This is a genomic window from Streptomyces sp. SJL17-4, assembly GCF_036826855.1.
Taxonomy (GTDB): domain Bacteria; phylum Actinomycetota; class Actinomycetes; order Streptomycetales; family Streptomycetaceae; genus Streptomyces.
In genome coordinates this window covers 7,422,498-7,447,945 of record NZ_CP104578.1, presented here as the reverse complement: position 1 = coordinate 7,447,945, position 25,448 = coordinate 7,422,498, and the positions used below count along the sequence as shown (strand labels likewise).

Genomic DNA, 25,448 nt, shown 5'->3' with positions numbered 1-25,448 from the left:
GTGGAGACTGATGTGTTGATCGTCGGCGGAGGGCCCGTCGGGCTCGCGCTCGCGCTCGATCTGGCCCACCGGGGCGTGGACTTCGTGCTCACGGAGGCGGGGAACGGGCAGGTCACCCACCCCAAGGTGTCGACCGTCGGCCCCCGGGCGATGGAGGCGTTCCGCCGCTGGGGGGTCGCGGACGCGATCCGGAGTGCGGGCTGGCCGGCCGGCCACACGCTGGACATCGCCTGGGTGACCGCCGTCGGAGGCCATGAGCTGCACCGGCTGAGCCTCGGCACGGCCGGGGAGCGGCCCACTCCCCCGTTCACGCCGGAACCCGAGGCGATCTGCCCGCAGCACTGGCTCGCGCCGCTGCTCACCGCCCGGCTCGGAGTCCACCCCGAGGGGCCGGTGCGGCTCGGCACCCGGCTGCTGGGGTTCACCCGGCTCCCGGACCGGGTGAGCGCCGGGCTCGTGGACGGGGCGGGGGTACGGACGACGGTGCACGCCCGGTTCCTGGTGGGCTGCGACGGGGCCTCGTCCCTGGTGCGGAAGGCGTGCGGGATCGACGCGCCCGAGCGGCACCGGACCCGCGTCCTGCGCAACATCCTCTTCCGGGCCCCCGGCCTCGGCGACCTCCTCGGCGCGAGCACGGCCCTGGTGTACTTCGTGACCGAACCGGGCGGTCTGCGCTACCCGTTGAGGTCGATCGACGGACGGGACCTGTACCGGCTGACGTGTCCGGCCGGTCCCGCCGACGCGGTGAAGTCCGTCCGGCGGGCCGTGGCCCCGGACGTACCGGTCGAGGTGGTGTCGGACTCCACCTGGCACCTGACCCACCGGGTGGCGTCGCGGTACCGCGCCGGACGCGTCCTGCTCGCGGGGGACGCGGCGCACACGCTGTCGCCCTCGGGCGGGTTCGGGCTCGCGACGGGCGTCGGTGACGCGGCGGACCTGGGCTGGAAGCTGGCCGCGGAGCTCGCGGGGTGGGCCGGGCCCGATCTGCTCGACTCGTACGAGAGCGAGCGGCGGCCGGTGGCGCTGCACAGCCTGGAGGAGAGTCACCGCAATCTGCGGCGGACCCTCGACCGGCGCCTCTCCGCGGCGCTGTGCGACGCGACGGCCGAGGGGGAGCGGGCGCGGGCCGCGCTCGGCCGGGAGATCGCGGAGTCCGATCCGGTGCGTGAATTCGACGCGCCCGATACCCACTTCGCGTACCGGTACGCGTCGCCGGTGATCGCCGACGAGAAGGGTGCGGCGGAGGAGAGAGGTGCGGCGGACGAGAAGGTGGGGGCGGGGGTGGAGGAAACGGTTCCTGGCACCTCGCCGTCGGGCGCCGACCCCTGGTGGAACCGTACGGCCGTGCCCGGCGCCCGAGCTCCGCACGTGTGGCTGGGGCCCGGCCGTTCGACGCTGGACCTGTTCGGTCCTGAGTTCGTCCTCCTCTCGCTCGGCCGGGGTGCCCCGGAGGGCCTGGTCCGCGCCTTCGCGGACCGCCGGGTCCCCCTGAAGGTGGTCCGCTGTGACGACGGGGAGGTGGCGAGGCGGTACGGGCGGCCGCTCGTCCTCGTACGTCCCGACGGTCATGTGGCCTGGCGAGGGGCCGCCGCACCGGCCGCCCCGGGCCGGCTGGCCGATCTGGTGCGGGGTGCGGGGACGACCGGGACCGGGGCGGGCGGATGAACAGGCACCGGGCGTCGACGGGCGGCCTGGAGCCGTTCGACCCGGCGCGGCTCGATCTGGCCGACCCCTACCCCGTCTATCGGCAGTACCGCGAGTCGGACCCGGTGCACGCCGTACGCCCGTCACGCGCCGACAGCCGGACGGGGCCGACGACCTGGTACCTCTTCGGCCACGCGGAGGTGACTCGGATCCTCACCGACCGGGGTTTCGGCCGGGCGTGCCCGTCGACGGGCAGCGCCGTGCCGATCCCCGAGGAGTACGTGATGCTCCGCCGGATCGTGGAGAACTGGCTGGTCTTCCTGGACCCGCCCCGGCACGCACGGCTCCGCGCCCACGTGGCTCCGCCGCTCGCCGCCCCCGCCGTAAGGGCCCTGCGGCCGCGCGTACGGGCGATAGCGGAGGATCTCGTACGGCCGCTGGCGCGGCGGCCCGAGGTGGAGCTGGTCGAGGGCTTCGCCGCGCCGTTCCCGCTGCTCGTCGTGGCGGGACTGCTCGGGGTGGAGGCCGGGCGGTGGCCGTGGTTCCGGGCGGAGGCGCTGGCGCTCCAGCAGGCGGGCGGGACCAGGGGCGACCGTTCACCGGCCGCGCTCGCGCGGGCCGACCGGGCGGCGGCGGAGCTGGACACGTACTTCCGCGCGGAGCTGGCGGCGCGGCGTGCGGAGGACCGGGGCGACCTGCTCTCCGCGCTCGCGGCGGCCGCGGTCGAGGATCCGTCCCTGGGGACGACGGCTCTGACGTCGACCTGCGTGCATCTGCTCACGGCCGGGCACGAGACGACGACCGGGCTGATAGGAAAGGCGGTGCTCGCGCTGCTCGCGCGGCCGGAAGTCTCGGCGGAACTGCGCGCGGACCCGGGCCTGTTGCCGAACGCGGTGGACGAGTTCCTGCGCCACGACCCACCCGTCCAGATGATCACGCGATGGGCGCACCGGGACACCGCGCTCGCCGGCCGGTCGGTCCGCCGGGGCGACCGCGTCCAGCTGGTCCTGGGCTCGGCCCTCCGGGATCCGGCGCGCTTCCCGGACCCGGAGACGCTGGACATTCACCGGGACAGCGGCCGGCACTGCGCGTTCGGCCTCGGCATCCACTACTGCGTGGGCGCGGCGCTCGCGCGCGCGGAGGCGGAGATCGGACTCGGGATGCTGCTCGACCGGCTGCCGGCGCTGCGGCCCGGCGCGCGTCCACGGGTCGAGGTGGAGTACGCGCCGGACTGGGTGTTCCACGGCCCGTCACGCCTGGCGCTGTCGGGCTGACGGGACGGATTCGTGTCGCCGGGAACGTCTCCGCCCCACTCCTCGTTATACCCCCCACGGGTATAACGAGGAGGCGTGATGACCACGAGAAGACTGACCGCGCTCACCCCCGAGCAGGCACCGGGCCGGGCGGGCGAACTGCTGACCGACATCGTCCAACGACATGGTTCCGTCGGCGAGATGGTGTCGACGATGGCGCACTCACCTGCCCTGCTCGACGGCTATCTGAACCTCTCCCGGGCGATGAAGCGGGTGAAGATCCCACGCGCCCTGAGCGAGAAGCTGTCCCTCGCCGTCCAGGAGTGGATCGGCTGCGGCACGTGCGCCGAGGCGCACCGCGCGGCGGGTCGCGCGGCGGGCCTGAGTGAGACGGACATCGAACTGGCCCGCCAGGGCACGTCCACCGACCCCCGCGAGGCCGCCCTGATCGGCCTGGCGCTACGGGTCCTGGCCGAACCGGGGTCCCTGTCGGACGAGGACGTCGCCGAGGTACGGACGCACGGCTGGAGCGACCGGGTGATCGCGGAGGTGGTCGGCGTGGTCACGCTCAACCTGCTGACGGGTGCCTTCAATCTGCTGGCGGGCATCCAGCCGGACCGCGGGGCCCCGGAGCCGGCCGGCCTCTCGCACTGATCACGTAGGTCCCCGGCCCGGGCGTCTGGGCGACCCCGGGGGTCCGGACGTCGGCCTCGGGGATCAGGACGTCGGCCCCCGGGGCCCAGGAAGTCGGCCTCGGGGCCCAGGAAGTCATCCCCGTGGCCCAGGGAGTCGTCCCCGTGGCTCAGGAAGGTGTCGCCGCGCGATCGGAGTCGCTGCGGAGGACGCAGAATTCATTGCCTTCGGGGTCGGCGAGGACCGCCCAGCCCGTGCCGTCGGGCTTTCGGTGGTCACCGGCCAGGGTGGCTCCGAGGGCCAGGAGGCGCTCGACCTCCTCCTCGCGCGAGGTCGTCGGGCGCAGGCACAGATGGAGGCGGTTCTTGAGGGTCTTCGGCTCCGGTACCTGGTTGAAGTACAGCACCGGGCCGTCCTTCAGCATCACCTGGGTCTCCGGGTCACCCGGTCCGCTCTCCGGGTCCAGCGGACACCCGGTCACCTCACTCCAGAACCGAGCCAGCCCATAGGCATCCGAACAGTCGACCGCAACGTTCTGCACCACCGAATACATGCTGCTCAGCCTGCCTGACGTCCGGTCCGCACGCCACCGAGATCGCGGCCGGGGAGGCGGGGCCGGACCTGTTCTGACCGTTCGCCCGGCAGCGGCCCTCGGCTACGATGGACGATCATTCGGTCATGAGACCCGAAGTGCAGACTTTCGTTGCCGACGGACCGCTTCCCGACTGGGACGCGAGCGAGGAAGAGATCGACCGGCGCGCCCGCCTGCTGACAGCGATCTCGCGCCCTGTCACGCCCGAAGAGGCCGCCGCCCTGGCCACCTGCTTCGGCCCGGACGACTGCTACGGCGTCGCCTGGACGCTCGTGCACCTGATCGAGACGGCTCCCGGCCCAGTGCCACAGCTGAAGGATCCCGGTCCGGAAGCGGGCGACTGGGCCGATGTTCTCCGGGCGCGCTGGGGAGGCGAACAACCCACGGCTTGACGGCTTGGGGCTTGAGGAAGCCGAGCGCCGCGAGTTCCGCGTTTGACGGCAGCGCGGCACGGGGCTGGACTGGATGCACGGACGCGGCGACTCCGTTCTAGGGAGAGCAGCGATGACAACCATGGACACGTTCAACCTTCTGCAACCGTACGAGATCGCCGAGGAGACCTTCGTCATCCCGTGGGCCCTTGAGGCCCCGCCGGTCGGCCACTTCCCGATGAATTCGATGGTGATCCGGGGAGCCGAACCGATCCTCGTCGACACCGGAGCCCCCGCGGTGCGCTCCCAGTGGTTGGAGGCAGCCTGGTCCGTCGTGGATCCCCTCGACGTACGGTGGATCTTCCTCACCCACGACGACCGCGACCACGCCGGCAATCTCCTGGCGGTCCTCGCGGATTGCCCGAACGCGACCCTGCTGACGACATGGTTCTCCATCGGCCGCATGGCCGAGGAGTGGGAGACCCCCATCAACCGGTGCCGCTTCATGACCGACGGCGACACGATCGACGCGGGCGACCGCACCCTGGTCGCCAAGCGACCGCCCCTGTTCGACAACCCCACGACCCGCGCCCTCTTCGACCCGAAGACCAGTGTCCTGTGGGCCGTCGACACCTTCGCCACGAACGTGCCGACCCCCATGCCCGAAACGGCGGCGCTGTCGCCGGACGAGTTCCGCGACGGCCAGCTCTTCGGCGGACGGCTGGTCTCCCCCTGGGTCGCCCTGCTGGACGCCCAGAAGTTCGGGAGGGTCGTCAGCGACTTCCAGCACCTGAACGCCGAGGTCATCGCCGGCTGCCACTGCCCGATCCTCCGCGGCCCCCAGATCTCCGAGGCCTACGACCTCCTCCGGCAGCTCCCCGACATCCCACCGTGGACGGATTTCACCCAGGCCGACCTCGACCAGTGGATGGCGGCCGCCGAGAGCTCGGTTCCGCCGGAGCAGCCGCGGCCGTCGGGGACGTGAGCGAGGGGGCCTTCTCCCGGGGTACCGCGGCCCGGAGGTCGGCCAGCAGTTCCGCCTGGCCCGCGAGGACGCCGGAGAGGATCGTGCGGGCGATCCGCAGCAGTTCGGCCACCTGAGGACTCGTCAGCGCGTAGTACACGGCCGTGCCTTCGCGCCGGGCGACGACCATGTTCGCCCGGCGCAGTACCGCCAACTGCTGGGAGAGGTACGCCGGTTCGACCCCAGTGTCGCGGAGCATCTCGGCGACACCGTGCTCGCGGTCGCTCAGCAGCTCCAGAACGCGGATGCGGACAGGGTGTCCCAGTGTCTTGAAGAAGTCGGCCTTCAATTGGTAGAGCGGCGTACTCATCACACCCACCCCGCGCGTCGCATCGACCCGGCACTGTGCAGCATGTCCCCCATCCTCGCGCCTGCGAGGGCGGAAACGCACCTGGGACGGGTCCGGGGCGGATCATGGCCGGAACCTGCCAGGACGGTCCGGCACTTGGGCGGTACGCGGACCGTACTCGGGCGGTACGTGAGCGGTGAGTGAGCGGGTACGTGAGCGGTACCGGCGCCACCGAGCGATCAGGTGGTCGGCCAGGCGTCGCTGCGCCACGCCCGCTGTTCCGCGCCCGCGTCGCGGTGCGCGGCGAGCGCCGCGGCGAGGTCGCGGTGGATCGGGACCTGAGGCCCTTCACCCACCGGGACGAGGGAGCCGTCGGCGGGGATCGCGGCCAGTTCGAGGGCGCGGCCCGCGGCCCGCAGCCGGAGGGCCGCCTCCGCGACGGCGAGCTGCCCGCCGACCGACCAGCCCCGCAGCCGGGTCAGGTCGAGGACGACCGGTCCCGTGCCGCGCGCGACCGCCCATCCCACGGCCCCGGTGAACCGCCCCACGGCGTCGGCTCCGAGGAACCCGGCCAGGGACAGTACGCCCAGGTCCTGCTGGACGGTGTAACGCCATTCGATGGTCATGTGCGTCGTCATCCTTCTCGTACGGCGATCACTGCGGAAGCACGGGTTGCGGAAGCACGGGCTGCGGAAGCACGGGAGGGAGGCAGGACTGCGGGCCGGCGGTGATCTCGGTGAGGATCCGCCGCGCGGCCTGCATCAACTGGGTCACGTCCCCGCCCGCGAGCGTGTACACGACGGTGGATCCCTCGCGGGTGGCGGTCACGATCCCGAAGCGGCGCAACACGGCGAGCTGCTGCGAGAGGGCCGCCGGCTCGATCTCGATCCGCGCGAGCAGCTCCCGTACGGGCAACGGGCCGCTCTGGAGCAGCTCCAGGACCCGGATCCGTACGGGATGGCCCAGCATGCGGAAGAACTCGGCCTTGGCCTGGTACAGCGGGACCGGCACGGTCTGTCCTCCGGGGGCGCGGGGCGCGGGACGGGTCGCCGCGCCCGGCGGCTACCCACGGGCACGGCCGGACCAGGATGTATCGAATTGCAGAAATTTGCAATTTCCGTATGTCACCTTCTGAGACGGCTCGCCGCGCGTCAGGGGGACGGGTCCCGGACAGAAGGAAGCACCATGAAGATCGGCATCCTCGACGGCGCGGCTCAGCCGGCGGCAGGGGCCGTGAACGTGACCTCCGAGGCTCGTACGGTGACCTCCGCGTCGCTCCCCAAGGCGTAGGCGGCGACCCGGGAGACCGTCGCGGCCGGGACGACCCCGCTGATTCCCGGCGCCGCCGGAACGTCCTGGGTGGCGTGGGCATCGTGCGGTACGACGACTCGGTAGCCGCGTGCCAGGGCCGTACGAGCCGTCGCCTGCACGCACATCTCGGACATCACGCCGCAGACGGCGACCGCCCGCACGCCCGCGTCGCTGAGCACGCGGCCCAGCGGGGTCTCCGCGAAGCCGTCGTCGTGCGGCTTGCGGATGACGAGCTCCCGGGGCCCGGGCTCGACGGGGTGGTGGAGCTCCCAGCCCGGCGTGTGGGGTTCGTCCTCCGCGCCGGGCGGGCCGTCGTTCTGGAGGTGCACGACGAAGGCACCGTCCCGCCGGGCCCGCGCGAGGAGATCCGTCGTACGGTCGACGAGCCGCGCGGCCGCCGGCACGGCCCCGTCACCGGTGACGAAGGCCGACTGCACGTCCACGACGATCAGCGCGTCCACGGGCAGGGGGGTCGGGGTGGTCCCGATGGGCTCGGGGTTCGGGGTGGTCGGGATGGTCCCGACGGGCTGGGCGGTCTCGGCGTGCCGGCTCATCCGGCCATGATCGCGCCCACGCGACCTTGCTGCCAGGGGATTTCGGATCCTCCCACCGGCGGCTCCGACCGGCGGCCCCCACCGTCGGCTCGCGCCGCTCCCGCGTGCCCAGGAATCCGTGTATCGCGGGTGTTCCGTGTATCGCGGGTGTATCGAAAATCGCATACGCCCCGGCAACCGCCCTCCCTCTTCAATGGGGGCATGACACACAGCGCACCCCTGCCCACACCGCACCGCCGCACGCGAAGGATCGTCTCCATCGGCCTGGCGGTCCTCGGTCTGGCGAGCGCGCTGTTCGTCATACGGGGGCCGCTGATGATGTCCGCTCCACGGTGCATGGCCGGACGGTGGCACGGCTGCTTCGACACCTTCAACGGTGTGGTGCTCATGACTCTGGTCGCTGTGCCGTTGTCGTTGCTCGTGGTGTGGGCCCTGGCGCGCCGGCGGCGGGCCGCCGGTGTCACGTCGGCATGGCGGAAGTCGCTGGCCGAGGTGGGCATGGTCCACGGGACGGTGCCGTTCCTGTGGTTGACCCTGATGCCGGGCGCCGCGCCCGGCGTCGCCCCCGCCCGGGTGAGCCTGGTGCCGCTGCGGGACCTGGTCACGATGGGGACGCTCGGGATCATCGGCAACCTGCTGGTCTTCGCCTCGCTGGGCTTCTTCGCCCCGATGCGGTTCGCGGCGGCGGCGTCCGTGCTCCGGATCCTGGCGCTCGGCGCGGGCTGCTCGGTCCTCGTCGAGACCGCCCAGTACGTCTTCCAGCTCGACCGGGTGTCCTCCGTGGACGACGTCCTGGTCAACGCCACCGGCGCCGCGCTGGCCGCACTGGCCTCGCGCCGCTGGTGGCGCACCACGGCGGGAAAGCCGTCGGACCGGCCCCGCCCCGCGATGGCACCGGCGGCCTGAGGCGTGTCGCCGGTGCGCCCCCGCCCTCGCCCCCGCCCTCGCACACGTCGGCGACGCGTTCCCCTGCTTAGGCTTCACCCATGCGCGTACTGATCGTGGAGGACGAGCCCTACCTGGCCGAAGCCGTCCGTGACGGTCTGCGGCTCGAGGCGATCGCCGCCGACATCGCCGGCGACGGCGACTCCGCCCTGGAACTGCTCAGCGTCCACTCCTACGACCTCGCGGTCCTCGACCGCGACATCCCCGGCCCCTCCGGCGACGAGGTCGCCCGGCGCATCATCGCCTCCGGGAGCGGCATCCCGATCCTCATGCTCACCGCCGCCGACCGGATCGACGACAAGGCCTCCGGGTTCGAGCTCGGCGCCGACGACTACCTCACCAAACCGTTCGAGCTGCGGGAGCTCGTCCTGCGGCTGAGGGCGCTCGACCGCAGACGCGCGTACGCCCGGCCCCCGGTCCGTGAGCTCGCGGGCCTGCGGGTCGACCCCTTCCGGCGGGAGGTCTTCCGCGACGGTCGTTACGTCGCGCTCACCCGCAAACAGTTCGCCGTCCTCGAAGTCCTCGTCGCCGCCGAGGGCGGGGTCGTCAGCGCCGAGGAGCTGCTCGAACGGGCCTGGGACGAGAACGTCGACCCCCTCACCAACGCCGTACGCATCACCGTCTCCGCGCTGCGCAAGCGGCTCGGCGAACCATGGATCATCGCCACCGTGCCGGGTGTCGGCTACCGCATCGAGACCGCACCCGACACCACCCGCCCCGGCAGTACGCATGGATAGGCGCCCGGGGCTCAGCGCCCGGCTGAAACTCACCCTCAGCTACGCCGGATTCCTCGCCGTCGCCGGGGCTCTCCTGCTGGCCGTGGTGTGGGGGTACCTGCTGCGCTACGTACCCGACAACCCGCAGGGCCTCCTCGGGGTCTCGCCCAACCGCTACCTCCTCGTCCGCACCTTCCTCCCCGCGGCGGCGTGGGCAATGGCCTTCCTCCTCGTGTTCGGCCTCGTCGGGGGGTGGCTCCTCGCCGGCCGGATGCTCGCACCGCTGACCCAGATCAGGGACGCGGCACGGAGGGCCGGGGAGGGGTCGCTGTCCCACCGGATCCGGATGAAGGGCCGCCAGGACGAGTTCCGCGAACTCTCCGACGCGTTCGACTCGATGCTCCAGAGACTCGAGTCGCACGTCGCCGAGCAGCGGAGGTTCGCCGCGAACGCCTCCCACGAACTGCGCACCCCACTGGCGATCTCGCGAGCGCTCCTCGACGTCGCCCGCGAGGACCCCACCCGGGACCGGGACGAACTCGTCGAACGCCTGCAGGCCGTCAACACGCGGGCGATCGACCTCACCGAGGCCCTCCTGCTGCTCAGCCGCGGCGACACCGGCACCTTCACCCGCGAGAGCGTCGACCTCTCCCTCCTCGCCGAGGAGGCCGCCGAAACGCTGCTCCCCCTCGCCGAACAGCGCCGGATCACGCTCGACGTCACCGGCGGCGCTGCCAGGACCAGCGGCTCCGCGGAGCTCCTGCTGCGGATGGTGACGAACCTCGTCCAGAACGCCGTCGTCCACAACGTCCCCACCGGTGGCACCGTGACGGTCCGCACAGGGGCGGAGGGCGCCATGAGCGTACTGCGGGTCGAGAACACGGGCCGTCGGCTCCCGCCGGACCTGGTACCGACCCTCACCGAACCCTTCCGACGGGGAACGGAACGCGTCCGCACCGACGACGAACACCCCGGCGTCGGCCTCGGCCTTGCCATCGTGCAGAGCGTCGTCCGCGCGCACGACGGTTCCCTCCACCTCACCCCCCGCCCGGCCGGCGGCCTGCTCGTCATGGTCCGGCTTCCCGGCGCGCCCTAAGGCCTGTCTTTTCGGATCACATGCCGTCGGTACCGGTCGCGTCCGTGTACACCGGACTGCGGGCAGAGCTGCGCTCCGTGCTTTGACCGTAAGGCCGCGTCCGGGCGCTGTTTCTCACCACAACCTCCTGACCAGGAGGCTCACGTATGTGTAGGTAGTCGATCCGGCGCAGACGAAATCATTTGACGGCGTCGGGAGGATGCCTGGCATGGGTACAGACATAAGCGGCTTCATCGAGTATCAGGTGCCGCAGGACGATCAGGAGCCGACCTGGTACAGCGCGCACGGCCTCAGCTCCCTCAACGTCTGCCAGGACCACCTCCGGTGTGGTCCGAGGCCGACTGATCGGCCGGGGCACCCCGTAAGCGGGCCACGACCTCGGGGAACGCGGGTGCGTCGCCGGCCTGGCCGGGCGTGAGGACGAACGCCAGTGGCCGACAGCGGCTGTCCGCGGCAAGGTGGATCTTGGTGGTCAGGCCGCCGGGCGGTGAAGACCTTCTCCCAGGTGCCGTCGGCGGCCCACTTCCGCAGGCGGTTGTGGGCGCCCTGCCACGACCCGAAGCGCTCGGGCAGGCCCTTCCAAGGCGTCCCGGTGCGGTACTTGAACGCGATGCCGTCGATCACCTGCCGGTGATCACGCCACCGCCCACCCCGCTTCGGTGTCCGGTCCGGCAGCAACGGCTCGATCCTCGCCCACTGAGTATCAGTCAACGAGACGCATCAAGCAACGATCAGATGATCCGAAGGAAACGGCCTGGACCTCGTCCGCCGGACGGGGGCCGATCACAGGCAGGAGAGCAGCCGTGATCGCCGCCTACGAGACGGGTCTTGTCACGCCCAGCTCGACCGGGCAAGGGGCCGCCGGATCCCGCTGAAGGGCCGTCATCACCGGCAGTGCGTCCGCCGGGCCCTCCTCCCAGGCGACCGGAAGTGCCCCCGTCGGATCGGCGTCCGGGCACAGGACGTCGCCGAGTGCGGTCAGGCGGATGAGGCGGAGGATCCACGGCTGGTCGCAGACGAGCCTCCAGCGCGCCCCCCGCTGACGGGTGCGTCCGGCGCAGTGGGCGAGGAGGCCGAGCCCCGTGGCATCGCAGAAGGTGAGGCGCCGGATGTCCACGGTCAGGGCGTCGGACTCCCGCACGAGGGCGTCCAGCTCGGGCCGCAGGTGCCGGACGAGGACGAGGTCGAGTTCACCCCGGAGGGCGGCGACGGTGACGCCGCCGGTCGAGCGGACGATCATGTAGGGGTCATGACGGGGAATCAGCTGCATCGGGCGCTCCACAGGGTGGCTCCATGTGTCGCTTCGAGCGTGGCCGTCCCCCTTCCGGGAGGGACGTTTCGCCTCGGCCGCTGTCACCTGAATCGGTGAATGTTCTCGCCATTTTCCCTCGCACGGACGACCGATGTGCGTACGTACGCCCACTCCCGTCGCTCTCCTGTCCCCCCTCACACGTCCAGCTCCACGTCCGTCAGGGGATAGGCGGCGCACGCGTGCGCGTACCCCGAGTCCGGATCGGAGAGCCGGAGCCGGGCCTCCTCCGCGTGGTGGACCTCGCCCTGGAGGACGCGGACCCGGCACAGGCCGCACTCGCCGGAGCGGCAGGCGGCTCGGGGCGGATGCCGGCGTCCTCAAGGGCGTACGGGTAGAAGGCCTGGGCCCGCACACGTACACGGTGGAAGGTGCCCTGGGGGCCGGTGGTCGAGAGGGTGTCACCGGTGGCGAGGGTGTCGAGCAGGTGGTTGCTGATCCGCCCGCCGGGCACACGGCGCACGGTCAGGTCGTAGCGGCTCAGGTCGGCCGGGCCGGAGGAGAGCGCGTACGGCCGGTTCGTCCCCGTCCGCGAACACTCCCACGTACTGCCCGGCGAGGAAGGGCGGCAGGTCGGCGCCGCCGGGGCGGCGGAGCCCGAAGGTGCGGGTGCTCGGCGTCTCGTCGACGACGCGGTCGACCCCGGGCCGAATCTATCGACCCGAAAACGTTCGTATCGAGAATGAACGTACTACTGTCGATAGAATCGACGCGAAGGACGCCCGCTCGAAGGAAGGGGAGGACCGATGGACACTCGGCCGGTGGTACACAGGGGCGTGCCCGAGGGCAGTGAGGCCAGGGTCGCCGCGCTGTACTGGGAGGCGTTCGGGCGCAAGCTCGGCGCCGCGCTCAACCCGCCCGACAAGGCCCGCGCCTTCATCGCGGCCCACCTCCACGTCGACCGGGGCGTCGCCGCGCTCGTCGACGGCGAGGTGGCGGGCGTCGCCGGGTACCAGCTCGACGGGCGCGGGCTCACCGGCGGCGGGCCGTGGGACGTGCTGGCGGCGTACGGGGCGGTGCGCGGGCTGCCCCGCCTTGCCCTGCTCGCGCTCCTGGAGCGCCGGCCCGGCGACCGTGAACTGGTGATGGACGGCATCGCGGTCGCCCCCGAGCACCGGGGCACGGGCATCGGCGGCCTCCTCCTGCGCGAGGTCGCGGCCGTGGCCGCCGAAGCCGGCTGCCGCCGCATCCGGCTGGACGTCATCGACGTCAACCCACGCGCCCGTGCACTGTACGAACGGCACGGCTTCGTCGCCGTGCACACCGAGAAGACCCCCTACCTCCGCGGCCTGATGGGCTTCGGGGCCGCCACGACGATGCACCGGCCGGTCACGGCGGCCGACTTCCCGCACGCCCAGGAGGCCCGATGAAACGCGACACCACCACGACGGGGGCGGGGAACGCGGCGGCCGCCGATGAACCCGAACGCGCCGGACTCACCGAACCCACGGAACCCACCGATGACTCCGCGTGGACCCCTCTCCCCACCCGTACGCTCGTCCACGCCCTCGTCCGTACCGACGGCACCGTCGACGCCGGGGAGCTCTACACCGTCGCCGGGCTCCTCTCCATGACCGACCAGCAGGTCCGGCTCTGCGTCAAGCGCCTCGTCGCGGAGGGCCGTTTCACCCACGAGGGACGGGGCCGCAAGGCCGTCCTCCGCGCGGTCGCCGACCCCACCGGCGCGATCGCCCCCGACGCCGCCCATGCCGACTACGCCTACCGCCAGGACCAGGGGCTCGCCCCCTGGGACGGCAGGTGGCACCTCTTCGCCTTCGCCGTCCCGGAGTCGTCGCGGGCCGCCCGCGACGCGCTCCGCGACACGCTGCTCCACCTCGGCGCCGCGCCGCTCCAAGGGGGCCTGTACGCCGCCGCCAACCCGATCGGACCGCTCGTCGAGGCCCAGGCCCACCACCTCGGCGTCCCCGGCCAGGTCACCTACCTCACCAGCACCGACCTGCGGGTCGGGGACGTCACCGAACCACGGGCGCTGGCCGCCGCGCTCTGGCCGCTCGACGAGATCGCCGCCCGGCACGACCGGCTTGCCGCCTTCGCCCGAGGCTGCCTGGACCGGCTGGGGAACCCGGAAGGCGCGGAGCGCACCGAGAGCCTCACGGCCGTCGAGCGGCTGACGCTCGCCGTCCGGCTCGCCGCCGCCTTCACGCACGCCATGGGGCCGGACCCCCTGCTGCCGCCCGAACTGCTCCCCGCGCCCTGGCCGGGGGCCCGGGCCCGCGAGCGCTTCGCCACCGCGTGGACCGCCCTGACGCACCACCCGGGGCGGGAGTCCGACCAGCCACTCCCCCGCCTCTTCGCCCTGTACGAGGACCTCACGGCATTCGCGTGAACCGTGCCTCTCCGGCGGGTTGGCGGGAGCCGCGCCGGGCGGTGAGCGGGCGGTCCGGCTCACGCCCTCGGACGGTGACCCGGTCCGCCGGACTCGTCACGGCCGCCAGCGGGATACGGCGGAACTCCACCGTCTCGTACGCACTCCTGGTCCCGGTCTCGTGGAGGAGGCCGATCGTCGCCTCGTCCAGCTGGACGAGGTCGGAGTACGCCGCCTTGTTCCGGGACACGGTCAGCCGCTTCGTGAAGGTGCGACCGCCGTCCTCGCTGCTCCACAGGGCGGGCTCGGCTCGGGCGGTCGGGGCCGACGGGGCCGAGAACAGCAGGGCGCCGCCCGGCCCGCCGGCGTACAGCACACTGCCCTGCACCACGGGGACGCGGTCCAGGTCGGGTTGGGGCGCGAAGGGGCGCACGAGGTGTTCCCCGCCACGGCTCGCCACGGCGTCGGCGCGGTTGCCCGGGCTGGTGCCGAACTGGTCGCGCGCGCTGAAGTACAGCCTGCCGTCGGGCAGTTCGGCCACGGTCGACTCGTTGGCGTTGACGAAGCCGTCGTATGTGTCGTCCACGAGACCGAGGTGCCAGGACCGGCCGCCGTCGTCGCTGTAGACGGCGTGCGCCCCGTAATACCTGGGCTCGCGGCCGGTGTCGCCCGAGCCTTCGGGGGGTGCGGTCGAGTGGTTGGCGGGCACGACGAGACGACCGGCGTACGGAGCGCGGGTCAGCGCGACGGCATGGCCGGGACCCGTGGCGTACCAGCGCCAGTCGGAACGCTTGACGGTCGCGGTGATCTCGCGCGGCGTCGAGAACGTCCACCCGTCGTCGGTGCTGCGCTGGACGAACACCCGTCGGCTCCGCGCGGCCGGCACCTCACCGCCCAGGATCTGCGTCTCGGTGGCCTCACCGCCGTTGTACGAGCTCAGCAGGACCACGTCGCCGGAGCGCGGGTCGACGACGGGTGCGGGGTTGCCGCGGGTGTCGCCGTGTCCTGCGGCGGCGACGCGCGTCGGCCCCCAGGTGCATCCGCCGTCCTCCGACCGCCGCACCACGAGGTCGATGTCGCCGCTGTCCCCGGCGCCGCCGACCCGCCCCTCGGCGAAGGCGAGCAGGGTGCCGGCCGGGGTCCGTACGACGGCCGGGATGCGGTAGGACGCGTACCCGCCGACGCCCGAGGTGTACGGGACGGAAACCTCGCACCGGGCCCCGCCGACGCCACCGGCCGCCCGGACCACGGGGTCCGCCGCCCGCTCCCGCGCGACGGCCGACCCGCTGGGGGCCCACCCGGCGGAGCTCAGCGCTCCGACGGCCACGACCAGACTCGCCACAGCCCCTACGGTCACTCGTCTCACGGGGTTCCTCCGGTGCCGCTCACGCCCCGCGCCGCCGCCCACCCGGACGGGAGCGCGGGGCGAACTACGGGCGCCGACTGTAGCCCCGCCGACGCACAATCCCTTGGACCGCACCGCCGAGCCCGTGATCCACTCCCCTCATGAGCTTGTCGGTGGATGTCTTCCTGGTCGGCGCGAACGGTGAGAGGCAGGTGCAGGACGTTCCGGAGGGATGCAACGACGCCGCGGGCTTCGAGAGCTGGCGCACGCGCGTGTGGGGCTCGCCCGTGGTGCGGTCGCTGGGGGCTCGGTTCTTCCCGGTCCTGGCCGAGGGCGACCTGTTCGTCGAACCGGAGAATGTCCCCGCGTTCCAGAGCGAGTGCCGGCTGCTGCGCGAGAACCTGGAGACGATCGTCGCGGGAACGGAACCCGTACGGACCGTGGAGGAACACCGGCACACGATCACCGTGCGGCTGGCCATCGTCGAGGACGCCGCCGTGCGGGCACGGGCCGTGGGAGGCGGAGTCGTCATCTGGTGACAGCCCACAGCCCCTGCGACGGCGCCGCCCGAGCCCCTGCGCGCTCTCGCACGGGGAGCTCGGGCGGCGCCGTCCGGGTCGGGCTAGCCCGCGAAGCGGGACATCCAGGATTCGACCTCGGCCGAGGAGCGCGGGAGGCCCGCCGACAGGTTCTCGTGACCGTCGTCGGTGACGAGCAGATCGTCCTCGATCCGGACGCCGATGCCCCGCCACTCCTCCGGCACGGTCAGGTCGTCGGGCTGGAAGTACAGGCCGGGCTCGACGGTGAGCACCATGCCCGGTTCGAGGACGCCGCCGACGTACTCCCCCGTGCGGGCCTGCGCGCAGTCGTGGACGTCCAGGCCGAGCATGTGCCCGGTGCCGGCCATGGTGAAGCGGCGCTGGAGACCGAGGGCGTACGCACGGTCGACCGGGCCCTCGATGAAGCCCCACTCGACCAGCCGTGCCGTCAGGTGACGCTGGGACGCCTCGTGGAAGTCGCGGTACGGGGCACCCGGCTTGACCGCGGCCATGCCCGCCTCCTGCGCCTCGTACACCGCGTCGTACACCTGGCGCTGGACCGGGGTGAAGGTGCCGCTGATCGGGAGCGTGCGGGTGACGTCGGCGGTGTACAGGGAGCGGGTCTCCACGCCGGCGTCGAGCAGCAGCAGGTCGCCGGGCCGGACCGGACCGTCGTTGTCCGTCCAGTGCATGATCGTGGCGTGCTCACCGGCGGCGCAGATGGAGCCGTAGCCCACGGAGTTGCCCTCAAGGCGCGCCCGGCGGAAGAACGTTCCCTCGATCCACCGCTCGGAGGAGGCGACGGCCCGCGACAGCTCGCCGACGCAGTCGGTGAAGCCGCGGACGGTGGAGTCGACCGCCTTGCGCATCTCGCCGATCTCCCACGCGTCCTTGACGAGCCGGAGTTCGGAGAGCGCCTCCTCCAGTTCGTCGTCGCGGTCCTCGTCCGTGGCGACCGCGGCCTCCAGGGCCGGGTCGATGCCCCGGACGATCCGGGTGGGGACGCCGGTGGCGGCGGCCAGGTCGTCGGCGGCCTTGCGGACGTCGCGGCAGGGCAGCCCGAGGACGACCTCGGCCTCCGCGAGGGAGCGGCGCCGGCCCATCCACAGCTCGGCCGTGTAGCCGATCCAGAACTCGTCGTTGTCGCGGCTGTCGCGCGGCAGCTGGTAGCAGTAGGCGTCGTGGCCGCCGTCCGCGCGGGGTTCGAGCACCAGCGCGCCGTCACGTGCCTGGTCGCCCGTCATGTGCACGTATCCCGTGTACGGGCGGAAGGGGTACATGTCGTCGTTGGAGCGGGTCTTGAGGTTGCCGGAGGGGATCACGAGGCGCTCGCCGGGGAAGCGCGCGGAGAGCGCGGCGCGGCGGCGGGCCGCGTACGGGGCCTGCTCGTCGGGCTGGAGCCCGTGCCGCTCGGTGTCCGCCCACCCCGACCTCATCAGGGCGGACAGCTCCTCGGAGACGCCTTCGTAGAGGCCGTTCTTGCGACCCTTCGCCACGTCCTGCACCTTCTTCCGGATGAGTTCATCGACCGCCGTGGGCCGGCGACTTCCGGAAGGTACTCCGCGACGCGTGCGCCGGTTGCCGAAGACCGCCAGTGGCACGGATCGGCCAGCCTCGCGACGGCTAGCGGGGCGTCCAGTCGGCGGCCGGCCAGGCGTACTCGGAGAAACCGTCCGGCAGCTTGCCGCAGGGGGCGTACGCGCTGAGGGCGAACGTGCCCGTCGGCTCGTACCAGTCGACGTCCACCTTGTCGCCGGTCCCCGGGTGTTCGAAGCGGAAGCCCAGGTCGGAGATGTTCTCGCTGACCAGCTTCCAGCCGTCCCGCTCCAGGCGGAGGCGGGTGCGCGCCTGCGCGGCGCGGGCCGTCGCGACCGGCACGTCCGTGACGCGCCACGAGAGCTCGAAGCTGCGCACGTCGAGGCGGCCGCTGTCGATGTGCGCGAACCCCCTGAGGCCGCGGTACGAGCAGAGGCGCGTCTCCACCCGTGACCCCACGCCGTCGGCTCCGGCGGGCAGAACGGCCTCGTCGTACACCCGCTGACCCTCCGCCTTGAGGCGCGCGGCGACCGCGTCGGGGTCGGTCGCGGGGTACGGCGTTCCGTTCCAGACGTAGGAACCGGCGGCGACCAGGCCGACGGCGATCAGGCCGTAGAGAAAGCGCCGCACCAGGCGGCCCTGACGGCTTCGGGCGACAGCACTCATGATCGGGAGCGTAGGACGGCTCCCGGGTGGCGCGCGTGGGCGCTGCTACTCACCCGTGGCTGAGTAGCAGCGCCGCGGCTCGACGGCTCAGTCCCGGCGCGCTCCCCGGACGATGCGGCCGACGACGGCCGAGGCCTGCTCCGGGTGCCGCTCCAGCCATGTGCCGACGTGCACGCGGACGGCGTCCTCTACGCAGGACCGCACCTCGGCGCCGCCCAGGAGCGTGCGGGTGGCTCCGCTGAACTCCACCCGGTCCAGCTTCACCGACACGACCGCCGTGAGACCCTCCCCGACCCGGTCGGCATCGAGATCCGGGTCCGCCGCCGTCAGAAGACGCCGCTCCCTCGCGTACGCGGTGACCGCGGCCGCAAGGCCGGTGCGGAAGCCCTCCACGTGCTCGCCGCCTTCATGGGTGCGACGGCTGTTGGCGAAGCTTCGGACCACCGCCTCCCCCGAGTCGCACCACCGGAGGGCCACCTCCGCCGACCCCGCCATCCGCGGGTCCTCCACCTCGAAGGCGAGGATGTCCGGGTGGACGGGCTGCCCCTCGGCGGCGGTCTCCAGGAAGGCGACGAAGTCCCGTACCCCGCCCTCGAACCGCTCCGTCACGGCCCCGCCCGGAGGGCGTTCGTCCGTCAGGGACACGCGCAGGCCCCGGTTCAGGAGGGCGAGCGCACTGACGACCTCCACCAGCGCGTCGTACGAGTAATCCGTCGTCTCGAACATGTCGGCGTCCGGCCAGAAGGCGAGGGTGGTCCCACTCCCCGTCGCGGGCCCGGCGGGCGTGGGCGGGGTGAGTGCGACACCGCGCGCGTACTCCTGGATCTCGCGCGCTCCGTCGCGCCGCACCTCGGCGGTCAGGCGGCTCGACAGCGCGTTGACGGTGCTCAGCCCGACAGAGAAGAGGTCGAGCCTCGCCACACGATGTGCGCCCGGATCCCGCCCGGCGTACACACGCGTCAGCTGGGCTTCGAGTCCGGGAGCGGCGGCGTCCCCGACGCTCTCGAAGGGGACGCCGGGCCCGTCGTCGGCGACCCGGACACCGCCGTCGGCGGTGAGCGTGACGTCGACGGAGCCCGCACCACGCGCCAGCACTTCGTGCACGGCCGAGCTCACGGCTTCGAGCACCATGTTGTGCAGACCTCGTTGCGAGGTCGATCCGACATACATCCCCGGCCTCTTCCGGATGGCCTCCAGCCCCTCGATCACCTGGATCCGACTGGCGTCGTACGTGTGTGCGGCGTCGCTCATGAAGTCCCCTCCGACGGTGTCTTCCAGACCTCTGTCAGCCTAGGCGGATTCCCGCAAAACACCAGGTCAGAGGGGTTTTGGCGAACGCCTGGGAGGGTGGGTGGGCGCCTCTCGCGAGGCTGTCGGCCCAGGGGGCGGCGACCCCTGTCTGCGGGCGTCCGAGGTGCCCCTCGAGCCCGTCACGGCACATGAACGGCGGGGACCGACGGCCCCGAATCGAAGACGTCGATAATCGACGCATGGCGAACGAGAAACTCAGCGAGGCCCTTCGGCTTCTGGGGGTCGGGCACGAGGCCGCCCTGGTGTACCGCACGCTCCTGGAGTGCGGGCCCGCGCCGCTGAGTTCGATCGGCGCCGCGGCCGGGCTCGGCGACGAGGCGCTGGCGGAGGCGTACCGCGAGCTGGTCGACAGCGGGCTGGCGAGCACCGCGGAGGAGGGCTCCGACGTCGTGGCGCCGGTGCCTCCCGCCGCAGGTCTGGAGATCCTCGGGCGGCGCCGGGCGGCCGAGCTCGACGCGTCCCGGATCACCGTCGGGGGCGCGTTCGAGTCGTTCCGGCGGCAGCGGCTCGCCGGGTATCACGATCCGCTGGTGGAGGTGGTGACCGGTGACGCCATCGGGCTCCGGATGCGTCAGGCGTGGACGAGCGCACGGGAGCAGATCCGGCAGTTCGACTCGCCGCCGTACTTCCCCCTCGTCGGCGCCACGGACGACGCGCTGGCCACGCTCGTGCGTGGGGTGACCCAGCGGGTCGTGTACTCGCGGGAGTCCCTTGAGCACCCCGGGCAGTTGGAGAACTCGATCGAGCCGTGCATCGAGGCCGGCGAGCAGGCGCGGGTCCTTCCGTCGGTGCCGGTCAAGCTCGTGATCATCGATGACGCGTACGCCCTGGTCGCCCTGTCGATCAAGGAGACGGACGTGTACAACACGATGCTGGTCGTGCAGCCGTGCGGCCTGCTCTCCGCGCTCGTGGCGCTGTTCGAGCAGGCCTGGCAGAACGCGCTGCCGTTCCACGGCCGCTCGGCCCGGCCGGCGGGGCTGCTGCCCGCCGACCGGCGTCTGCTCCGGCTGCTCGCGGCGGGGGCGAGCGACGAGGTGATCGCCCGGGAGATCGGCGTCAGCCGTCGTACGCTCTTCCGCCGGGTGCAGGTCCTGATGGCCCGGCTCGGGGCTACGAGCCGGTTCCAGATGGCGCTGCAGGCGCAGCGGTCGGGGTGGCTGTGAGCGGTCCGGGGATGGCCGGCACCTCCGCTCCCGCTCCCCCGCCTGCTCCCGGTTCCGCTTCCGCTCCCGCTCCCGTGAGCTGCTGCCACAGGTACGTGTGCACGAGCGCGCTGTTGTGGGCGGCCTGTTCGTTGTCGCCCGCGCCCGCGTGCCCACCGCCGGTGTTCTCGTGGAAGAGGACCCGGTGGCCGAGTTCCCGCAGCCGGGCGGCCGTCTTCCGGGCGTGCCCGGGGTGGACGCGGTCGTCGCGGGTCGAGGTCATCAGGAGGACCGGCGGGTAGTCCCGGTCCGCCGCGAGCCGGTGGTACGGGGAGAGTTCGAGCAGATGGGGGCGGTCGGCCTCGTCGTCGGGGTCGCCGTACTCGGCGATCCAGGACGCGCCCGCGAGGAGCTTGTGGAAGCGGGTCATGTCGAGCAGCGGCACCTGGGCGACGATCGCGCCGAAGAGCTCGGGGTGGCGGGTGAGCATGGCGCCCATGAGGAGCCCGCCGTTGCTGCCGCCCTTGGCGCCGAGCATGGCGGGCGTGGTGATGCCCCGCGCGACGAGGTCCTCGGCGACGGCCGCGAAGTCCTCGAAGGCCCGGGGGCGTTCGGCGCCGAGCGCGGCCTGGTGCCAGTCGGGGCCGTACTCGCCGCCGCCGCGGATGTTCGCGATGACGTAGGTGCCGCCGCGTTCCAGCCAGGCCCGGCCCGTCACCCCGCCGTAGAACGGGGTGAGGGAGACCTCGAAGCCTCCGTAGCCGTAGAGGAGGGTGGGCCCGGGGCCGGGCGCGGTGGCGCGGTCCGGGCCGACGACGAAGTACGGGACGCGCGTGCCGTCCCGGGAGGTCGCGAAGTGCTGGTCGACGGTGAGGCCGGCGGGGTCGAAGTGGTGCGGGGCCTGCTTGAGGGCCTCCGAGCCGGCGCCGATCCGCCCGTGGTGGAGGGTGGAGGGCTGGAGGAACCCCGAAACGTCGAGGAAGTACTCGTCGGACACGTCGGGGTCGGTGTCGACGATGCTGACGGCGGACAGGGCCGGGACGCCGACGAGCGGCTCGCGCGTCCAGCCGCCGCCGTCGGAGGCGGGGGTGAGTACCTCGATGTGGGTGCTGACGTCCCTCATCGTCTCCAGGAGGAGGTGGTTGCGGGTCCAGGTGTGCCCGGCGAGCGCGGTCCGCGCGTCGGGGGTGAACAGCACCTCATGGGTGCGATCGCCCGCCAGGAAGGCGTCGAAGTCGAAGGCGAGCAGCGAGCCCGTCGGCTGCCCGAGCCAGGTGGACTTGAGGGTGACGATCAGGTACTGCCGATGGGCGTAGGCGCTCGCGTCGTCGGGCACCTCGATCCGTGCGCGGGTGCCGTCGGGGCGCAGGAGGTACGTCTCGCTGCGGAAGAAGTCCAGGGAGCGGCCGACGAACTCCCGCTCGAACCCGGGTGTCGGGTCCCGGTAGCCCCAGGCGGCCACGTCCGCCCGGTCGGCCTCGTAGACGAGTGGCGCGTCCTCGACGGGTGTGCCGCGCCGCCATCTGCGGACGGTACGCGGGTAGCCGGAGTCGGTGAGCGAGTCCGGTCCGAGATCAGTGCCGACGAGGACGGTGTCGTCGCCGGCCCATCCGATCCGCGTCTTGGCCTCGGGCAGCCGGAATCCGTCGTCGACGAACTCCCGTGTGCCGAGGTCGAATTCGCGCACGACGACGGCGTCCCCACCGTCCCGCGAGAGCCGTACCAGGGCCCGGTCGTACTCCGGCCGCCGTACACGTGCCCCGTCCCAGACCCACTTCTCGTCCTCTGCGGCGGCCAGCGCGTCGATGTCGAGGAGCACCTCCCACTCGGGGGTGTCCTCGCGGTACTGCTCCAGGGTCGTCCGGCGCCACACCCCGCGCAGGTGCTTCGCGTCCCGCCAGAAGTTGTAGAGGTGCTCACCGCGCCGCACGGTGTACGGAATCCGGTCGGAGGCGTCGAGCACCTCGCGCAGCCGCGCCTTCAGCGCCCCGAACTCGTCGCCCCCGGTCACCGCTCCCGCGGTCTCCGCGTTCCGCTCGGCCACCCAGGCGAGGGCGGCCTCGCCGGAGATGTCTTCCAGCCACAGGTAGGGGTCGTCCCACACGTAGGGGTCGTCGTCGATCTGCTTCCGCATGGTGCTACTTCCCGTCCTCGCGCCGGAGCCGTGCCGAAAGGTGGTGCTGGAGCCGCTGCCCCACCGCCGCCAGGTCGTGGACGAAGTCCAGGGTGTCCGCGTCCGTCAGGGTGTAGCGGCGGCGGGTTGCCTCGACGTGCTTGGCGGTGGGGGCGAGGGCGACGGTGTGGGTGGTGAAGTCGATCGTGCCGTCCTCCGCGCGGCCGACCAGGATCTCCGCGATGCCGGTGGGCTGGGTGATCAGCGCCTCGATCGTGCCCTCGGGCTTGAGGCGCCACCAGCCGCTCTCGCGTGCCGCGGGTCGCAGCGGGGTGCCGTCCGCGTCGATCAGCCAGGCGCGCGCCTCGTAGTGGAGGAAGGGGCGGCCGTCGTGGCTGAAGGTGACCTCCTGCGCGTACGTGAAGTCCTCGGCGAGCGTCGGGTACTCGCCCCGGCCGGTGCCGGTCCAGGTGCCGAGCAGTCCGGTCACCGGGGCGAGCAGCTCGTGCGGGGCCGGTGCCGCGTCCGGCCGGAGGGCGTCGGGGTACGGATGCTTCCGGTCGCGGTCGGTCATGGTGCGTGCTCCTGGGTCGAGGCCTGTGCCGGAGGGCAGCTTAGGTCGTCCGCCCTCCGGCGGGGCCTCGTGGCACTCCTGGCACCCGCTATCCGCGTCGGCTTCGTACCAGCAGGTAGAGGAAGTACGGCGTGCCGATGACCGCCGTCATCATGCCCGCGCCGAGCTGGGCCGGGGCGATGACCGTACGGCCCACCAGGTCGGCGGCGCAGACGAGGACGGCGCCGAGGAGGACGGCGACCGGCACCACGCGCGCGTGCTGACGGCCGACCAGGGCGCGGGCCGCGTGGGGTGCGACGAGGCCCACGAATCCGATGGTGCCGGCGGCGGCGACGGCAGCGGCGGCGAGCAGGACGGCGAGGACGAGGAAACCGAGGCGGCCGCGGCCCAGGTTCAGGCCGAGGAGTCGCGGGGTGTCCTCGTCGAGCGAGACCAGGTCGAGTTCGGTGCGCCGGGCGGCCGCGACGACCACGCCCACGGCGAGGACCGCCGCGAGGGGGACGATGTCGGGCAGGGTCCGCCCGTACGTGGAGCCCGAGAGCCAGGTCAGCGCCTTGATCGCGTTGAACGGGTCGGTGATGATGATGAGGAGGCTGATCAGGGCCGCCGCCCCGGTCGCGACACCGAAGCCGACGAGGACGAGCCGGTTCTGCTGGTACCCGCCCCGCGCGGCGAGGCCGAAGACGAGGACGGAGCTGACGGCGGCGCCCGCGAAGGCACCGCCCGCCACGCCCCACGATCCCACCATCGGCACCGTGGTGACCAGGAGGACCGCGCCGAGCGCGGCTCCGCCGGAGACGCCCAGGATGCTCGGTTCGGCGAGCGGGTTGCGGGTCACGGCCTGGACGAGGGTGCCGGCCAGGGCGAGGGCGGCGCCGGCGAACAGCGCGGCGAGGACGCGGGGCACGCGCGTGTCGAGGACGAACGCGGTGGTCCGGCCCGCCCGCCCCTGCAGCCAGTTCACCACGTCGCCGAGCAACAGCCGGGCGTCGCCGAGGAGCACGGCCGCGATGACCACGCCGACGAGGACGACCACCAGGACGGCGGTGGTGGTGAGGAAGACGGCCCGGCTCCTGATGTGCAGCCGGTCGGGCGCGGCGGCCGCGGCCGTGTCGCGGGTCCGGCAGGCCATGACGACGAGGAAGACGGCGCCGACGAGGCTGGTGACGATGCCCGTCGGCACGCCGACCGCCACGTCCGAGGGCACGAGGGCGCGCAGGAGCACGTCGGAGCCGAGCACCAGGGCCGCGCCGGTGAGGCCCGCGACGGGCAGGTTGCCCCGCGTGCGCGTGAGGGCACGGAACCGTCGGGCGAGCGGCCGGACGAGCGCGGGCGCGCACAGGCCGACGAAGCCGATGGGTCCGGCGAGGGTGACCGCCGCCGTGGAGAGCAGGGCGGCGAGTACGACGGCGGTGAGCCGGGTGGCGCGGACGGGCACGCCGAGACCGCGGGCGGCGTCGTCGCCGAGGGCCAGGGCGTCGATCCGGCGGGCGAGGAGGAGCAGTCCGACGAGTCCGACGACGGCGATCGGCAGCATCTGGAGGACGCCGTCGAAGCCGTTCTGGGCGATGCTGCCCTGGTTCCAGTGGTAGAGGCCGTCGGTCTGCTGGGGGAACAGCAGGAGCAGGCCTTCGGTGAGGGCGGTGAGGCCGAGGGTGAGGGCGCTGCCCGCGAGGACGAGCCGGACGGTGCCGGCGCCGAGGCCGGACAGGCCGAGGACGACGGCCGCCGCGGCGAGCCCGCCGGCGAACGCGATGCCGGAGGAGGCGAGCAGGGGCAGCGAGACACCCGTGACCGTGGCCAGACCGAGGGCGAAGTAGGAGCCCGCGTTGACCGCGAGGGTGTCGGGCGAGGCGAGGACGTTCCGGCTGACGGCCTGGAGGGCGGCGCCCGCCATGCCGAGGACGGCGCCGACGAGCAGCCCGGCGGCCACCCGGGGCAGCCGGGAGGCGATGAGGACGGACGCGTCGGCCTGGTCGGCCCGGCCGGTGAGCGCCTTCCACACCTCAGGGGCGCCGACCGCGGCCGTGCCCTGGGTGATGTCCACGACCGCGAGTGCGACGACGAGAAGGACGAGGGCGGCCGTCACCCGGGCCGCGCCCGTCCGGGACGTGGCCGTCGGCGGACGGGTGGCGGGGGTGGTTGCGGTGACGGCCATG

26 protein-coding genes and 1 pseudogene are annotated in these 25,448 nt (G+C 72.8%); 12 read left to right on the top strand and 15 right to left on the bottom strand.

Going from position 1 to position 25,448, the window contains the following annotated elements:
* From N5875_RS33585 to N5875_RS33575, 3 genes are all read left to right on the top strand, one after another.
* On the top strand, positions 1-1,665 hold the full coding sequence (locus N5875_RS33585; RefSeq protein ID WP_338497976.1) for an FAD-dependent monooxygenase: 1,665 nt from the start codon (positions 1-3) through the stop codon (positions 1,663-1,665).
* A complete protein-coding gene (locus tag N5875_RS33580) occupies positions 1,662-2,918 on the top strand; it encodes a cytochrome P450 (RefSeq protein WP_338497975.1) in 1,257 nt (418 codons plus the stop codon). Before N5875_RS33585 ends, N5875_RS33580 begins: the two co-directional genes overlap by 4 nt.
* A gap of 78 nt (positions 2,919-2,996) precedes the next feature.
* Complete coding sequence (locus N5875_RS33575) at positions 2,997-3,551, top strand: carboxymuconolactone decarboxylase family protein (RefSeq protein WP_318206495.1); 555 nt, start codon at positions 2,997-2,999, stop codon at positions 3,549-3,551.
* Between the two features lie 148 nt (positions 3,552-3,699).
* Here N5875_RS33575 and N5875_RS33570 read toward each other — a convergent pair whose 3' ends face one another.
* The gene (locus N5875_RS33570; protein ID WP_318206496.1) at positions 3,700-4,083 is read right to left on the bottom strand and encodes a VOC family protein; all 384 of its coding nucleotides are present in this window, start codon (positions 4,081-4,083) and stop codon (positions 3,700-3,702) included.
* A 125-nt stretch (positions 4,084-4,208) separates the two neighbouring features.
* On the opposite strand from N5875_RS33570, the gene N5875_RS33565 reads away from it, so the two are divergent.
* Positions 4,209-4,514 carry a hypothetical protein gene (locus tag N5875_RS33565; RefSeq protein WP_318206497.1) on the top strand — a complete coding sequence of 102 codons (306 nt, stop codon included), beginning with the start codon at positions 4,209-4,211 and terminating at the stop codon, positions 4,512-4,514.
* Positions 4,515-4,626: 112 nt separating this feature from the next.
* Positions 4,627-5,478, top strand: a complete 852-nt coding sequence (locus N5875_RS33560; RefSeq protein WP_318206498.1) for an MBL fold metallo-hydrolase — start codon at positions 4,627-4,629, stop codon at positions 5,476-5,478.
* On the opposite strand, the gene N5875_RS33555 is transcribed toward N5875_RS33560, so the two are convergent.
* The 4 genes from N5875_RS33555 to N5875_RS33540 all read right to left on the bottom strand — a co-directional run bounded on the left by N5875_RS33555 (position 5,396) and on the right by N5875_RS33540 (position 7,671).
* The gene (locus N5875_RS33555) at positions 5,396-5,827 is read right to left on the bottom strand and encodes a metalloregulator ArsR/SmtB family transcription factor (RefSeq protein ID WP_318206499.1); all 432 of its coding nucleotides are present in this window, start codon (positions 5,825-5,827) and stop codon (positions 5,396-5,398) included. The two genes, N5875_RS33560 and N5875_RS33555, sit on opposite strands and share 83 nt — an antisense overlap.
* A gap of 218 nt (positions 5,828-6,045) precedes the next feature.
* Positions 6,046-6,432, bottom strand: a complete 387-nt coding sequence (locus tag N5875_RS33550; protein WP_318206500.1) for an anti-sigma factor antagonist — start codon at positions 6,430-6,432, stop codon at positions 6,046-6,048.
* Positions 6,433-6,460: 28 nt separating this feature from the next.
* Positions 6,461-6,817, bottom strand: coding sequence for a metalloregulator ArsR/SmtB family transcription factor (locus N5875_RS33545; RefSeq protein WP_318206501.1), 357 nt, complete (start codon positions 6,815-6,817; stop codon positions 6,461-6,463).
* A gap of 203 nt (positions 6,818-7,020) precedes the next feature.
* Positions 7,021-7,671, bottom strand: a complete 651-nt coding sequence (locus tag N5875_RS33540) for an isochorismatase family protein (RefSeq protein ID WP_318206502.1) — start codon at positions 7,669-7,671, stop codon at positions 7,021-7,023.
* 201 nt (positions 7,672-7,872) lie between these two features.
* On the opposite strand from N5875_RS33540, the gene N5875_RS33535 reads away from it, so the two are divergent.
* The 3 genes from N5875_RS33535 to N5875_RS33525 all read left to right on the top strand — a co-directional run bounded on the left by N5875_RS33535 (position 7,873) and on the right by N5875_RS33525 (position 10,428).
* On the top strand, positions 7,873-8,577 hold the full coding sequence (locus tag N5875_RS33535) for a VanZ family protein (protein ID WP_338497970.1): 705 nt from the start codon (positions 7,873-7,875) through the stop codon (positions 8,575-8,577).
* 80 nt (positions 8,578-8,657) lie between these two features.
* Positions 8,658-9,353, top strand: coding sequence for a response regulator transcription factor (locus tag N5875_RS33530; protein WP_318206504.1), 696 nt, complete (start codon positions 8,658-8,660; stop codon positions 9,351-9,353).
* The gene (locus N5875_RS33525; RefSeq protein WP_338497968.1) at positions 9,346-10,428 is read left to right on the top strand and encodes a HAMP domain-containing sensor histidine kinase; all 1,083 of its coding nucleotides are present in this window, start codon (positions 9,346-9,348) and stop codon (positions 10,426-10,428) included. Before N5875_RS33530 ends, N5875_RS33525 begins: the two co-directional genes overlap by 8 nt.
* An 814-nt stretch (positions 10,429-11,242) precedes the next feature.
* Here N5875_RS33525 and N5875_RS33520 read toward each other — a convergent pair.
* From N5875_RS33520 to N5875_RS33510, 3 genes and pseudogenes are all read right to left on the bottom strand, one after another.
* Positions 11,243-11,698 (bottom strand): STAS domain-containing protein, encoded by a 456-nt coding sequence (locus N5875_RS33520; protein WP_338497966.1) that lies wholly within the window; start codon positions 11,696-11,698, stop codon positions 11,243-11,245.
* A 176-nt stretch (positions 11,699-11,874) separates the two neighbouring features.
* Positions 11,875-12,009 (bottom strand): 2Fe-2S iron-sulfur cluster binding domain-containing protein, encoded by a 135-nt coding sequence (locus N5875_RS33515; protein ID WP_338499337.1) that lies wholly within the window; start codon positions 12,007-12,009, stop codon positions 11,875-11,877.
* A 155-nt stretch (positions 12,010-12,164) separates the two neighbouring features.
* Positions 12,165-12,221, bottom strand: a pseudogene (locus N5875_RS33510) (hypothetical protein); the annotation flags it as partial.
* Between the two features lie 262 nt (positions 12,222-12,483).
* Here N5875_RS33510 and N5875_RS33505 point away from each other — a divergent pair.
* Positions 12,484-13,107 (top strand): GNAT family N-acetyltransferase, encoded by a 624-nt coding sequence (locus N5875_RS33505; protein WP_338497964.1) that lies wholly within the window; start codon positions 12,484-12,486, stop codon positions 13,105-13,107.
* Positions 13,104-14,084, top strand: coding sequence for a PaaX family transcriptional regulator C-terminal domain-containing protein (locus tag N5875_RS33500; protein WP_338497962.1), 981 nt, complete (start codon positions 13,104-13,106; stop codon positions 14,082-14,084). Before N5875_RS33505 ends, N5875_RS33500 begins: the two co-directional genes overlap by 4 nt.
* Here the strand turns inward: N5875_RS33500 and N5875_RS33495 are convergent.
* Positions 14,068-15,312 carry a sialidase family protein gene (locus N5875_RS33495; RefSeq protein ID WP_338499336.1) on the bottom strand — a complete coding sequence of 415 codons (1,245 nt, stop codon included), beginning with the start codon at positions 15,310-15,312 and terminating at the stop codon, positions 14,068-14,070. The two genes, N5875_RS33500 and N5875_RS33495, sit on opposite strands and share 17 nt — an antisense overlap.
* A 257-nt stretch (positions 15,313-15,569) precedes the next feature.
* Between N5875_RS33495 and N5875_RS33490 the strand changes: the two genes are divergently transcribed.
* Positions 15,570-15,947 carry a hypothetical protein gene (locus N5875_RS33490; RefSeq protein WP_318206510.1) on the top strand — a complete coding sequence of 126 codons (378 nt, stop codon included), beginning with the start codon at positions 15,570-15,572 and terminating at the stop codon, positions 15,945-15,947.
* Between the two features lie 83 nt (positions 15,948-16,030).
* Here the strand turns inward: N5875_RS33490 and N5875_RS33485 are convergent, their stop codons facing one another.
* The 3 genes from N5875_RS33485 to N5875_RS33475 all read right to left on the bottom strand — a co-directional run bounded on the left by N5875_RS33485 (position 16,031) and on the right by N5875_RS33475 (position 19,400).
* A complete protein-coding gene (locus N5875_RS33485) occupies positions 16,031-17,443 on the bottom strand; it encodes an aminopeptidase P family protein (protein WP_318206511.1) in 1,413 nt (470 codons plus the stop codon).
* A gap of 127 nt (positions 17,444-17,570) precedes the next feature.
* On the bottom strand, positions 17,571-18,149 hold the full coding sequence (locus N5875_RS33480) for a hypothetical protein (protein WP_338497958.1): 579 nt from the start codon (positions 18,147-18,149) through the stop codon (positions 17,571-17,573).
* A gap of 87 nt (positions 18,150-18,236) precedes the next feature.
* Entirely contained in the window at positions 18,237-19,400 is a 1,164-nt protein-coding gene (locus tag N5875_RS33475) for an ATP-binding protein (RefSeq protein WP_338497956.1), read from the bottom strand.
* Positions 19,401-19,639: 239 nt separating this feature from the next.
* Here N5875_RS33475 and N5875_RS33470 point away from each other — a divergent pair, with 239 nt between their 5' ends.
* Positions 19,640-20,623, top strand: coding sequence for a helix-turn-helix transcriptional regulator (locus tag N5875_RS33470; RefSeq protein ID WP_338497953.1), 984 nt, complete (start codon positions 19,640-19,642; stop codon positions 20,621-20,623).
* Here the strand turns inward: N5875_RS33470 and N5875_RS33465 are convergent.
* The 3 genes from N5875_RS33465 to N5875_RS33455 all read right to left on the bottom strand — a co-directional run bounded on the left by N5875_RS33465 (position 20,571) and on the right by N5875_RS33455 (position 25,447).
* Entirely contained in the window at positions 20,571-22,736 is a 2,166-nt protein-coding gene (locus N5875_RS33465) for a prolyl oligopeptidase family serine peptidase (RefSeq protein ID WP_338497952.1), read from the bottom strand. The two genes, N5875_RS33470 and N5875_RS33465, sit on opposite strands and share 53 nt — an antisense overlap.
* A 4-nt stretch (positions 22,737-22,740) precedes the next feature.
* Positions 22,741-23,289, bottom strand: a complete 549-nt coding sequence (locus N5875_RS33460; RefSeq protein WP_318206516.1) for an FABP family protein — start codon at positions 23,287-23,289, stop codon at positions 22,741-22,743.
* 88 nt (positions 23,290-23,377) lie between these two features.
* Positions 23,378-25,447, bottom strand: a complete 2,070-nt coding sequence (locus N5875_RS33455) for an iron ABC transporter permease (protein ID WP_338497951.1) — start codon at positions 25,445-25,447, stop codon at positions 23,378-23,380.
* Between the last annotated feature and the right edge of the window lies 1 nt (position 25,448).

What these genes read in the sequence shown, in the direction of transcription:
- N5875_RS33565 (WP_318206497.1), top strand. Translation starts at nt 4,209, where the DNA reads ATGAGACCCGAAGTGCAGACTTTCGTTGCCGACGGACCGCTTCCCGAC.
- N5875_RS33490 (WP_318206510.1), top strand. Translation starts at nt 15,570, where the DNA reads ATGAGCTTGTCGGTGGATGTCTTCCTGGTCGGCGCGAACGGTGAGAGG.
- N5875_RS33575 (WP_318206495.1), top strand. Translation starts at nt 2,997, where the DNA reads ATGACCACGAGAAGACTGACCGCGCTCACCCCCGAGCAGGCACCGGGC.
- N5875_RS33535 (WP_338497970.1), top strand. Translation starts at nt 7,873, where the DNA reads ATGACACACAGCGCACCCCTGCCCACACCGCACCGCCGCACGCGAAGG.
- N5875_RS33560 (WP_318206498.1), top strand. Translation starts at nt 4,627, where the DNA reads ATGACAACCATGGACACGTTCAACCTTCTGCAACCGTACGAGATCGCC.
- N5875_RS33455 (WP_338497951.1), bottom strand. Translation starts at nt 25,447, where the DNA reads ATGGCCGTCACCGCAACCACCCCCGCCACCCGTCCGCCGACGGCCACG.
- N5875_RS33460 (WP_318206516.1), bottom strand. Translation starts at nt 23,289, where the DNA reads ATGACCGACCGCGACCGGAAGCATCCGTACCCCGACGCCCTCCGGCCG.
- N5875_RS33525 (WP_338497968.1), top strand. Translation starts at nt 9,346, where the DNA reads ATGGATAGGCGCCCGGGGCTCAGCGCCCGGCTGAAACTCACCCTCAGC.
- N5875_RS33475 (WP_338497956.1), bottom strand. Translation starts at nt 19,400, where the DNA reads ATGAGCGACGCCGCACACACGTACGACGCCAGTCGGATCCAGGTGATC.
- N5875_RS33580 (WP_338497975.1), top strand. Translation starts at nt 1,662, where the DNA reads ATGAACAGGCACCGGGCGTCGACGGGCGGCCTGGAGCCGTTCGACCCG.
- N5875_RS33520 (WP_338497966.1), bottom strand. Translation starts at nt 11,698, where the DNA reads ATGCAGCTGATTCCCCGTCATGACCCCTACATGATCGTCCGCTCGACC.
- N5875_RS33500 (WP_338497962.1), top strand. Translation starts at nt 13,104, where the DNA reads ATGAAACGCGACACCACCACGACGGGGGCGGGGAACGCGGCGGCCGCC.
- N5875_RS33550 (WP_318206500.1), bottom strand. Translation starts at nt 6,432, where the DNA reads ATGACCATCGAATGGCGTTACACCGTCCAGCAGGACCTGGGCGTACTG.
- N5875_RS33465 (WP_338497952.1), bottom strand. Translation starts at nt 22,736, where the DNA reads ATGCGGAAGCAGATCGACGACGACCCCTACGTGTGGGACGACCCCTAC.
- N5875_RS33540 (WP_318206502.1), bottom strand. Translation starts at nt 7,671, where the DNA reads ATGAGCCGGCACGCCGAGACCGCCCAGCCCGTCGGGACCATCCCGACC.
- N5875_RS33555 (WP_318206499.1), bottom strand. Translation starts at nt 5,827, where the DNA reads ATGAGTACGCCGCTCTACCAATTGAAGGCCGACTTCTTCAAGACACTG.
- N5875_RS33480 (WP_338497958.1), bottom strand. Translation starts at nt 18,149, where the DNA reads ATGAGTGCTGTCGCCCGAAGCCGTCAGGGCCGCCTGGTGCGGCGCTTT.
- N5875_RS33530 (WP_318206504.1), top strand. Translation starts at nt 8,658, where the DNA reads ATGCGCGTACTGATCGTGGAGGACGAGCCCTACCTGGCCGAAGCCGTC.
- N5875_RS33570 (WP_318206496.1), bottom strand. Translation starts at nt 4,083, where the DNA reads ATGTATTCGGTGGTGCAGAACGTTGCGGTCGACTGTTCGGATGCCTAT.
- N5875_RS33505 (WP_338497964.1), top strand. Translation starts at nt 12,484, where the DNA reads ATGGACACTCGGCCGGTGGTACACAGGGGCGTGCCCGAGGGCAGTGAG.
- N5875_RS33470 (WP_338497953.1), top strand. Translation starts at nt 19,640, where the DNA reads ATGGCGAACGAGAAACTCAGCGAGGCCCTTCGGCTTCTGGGGGTCGGG.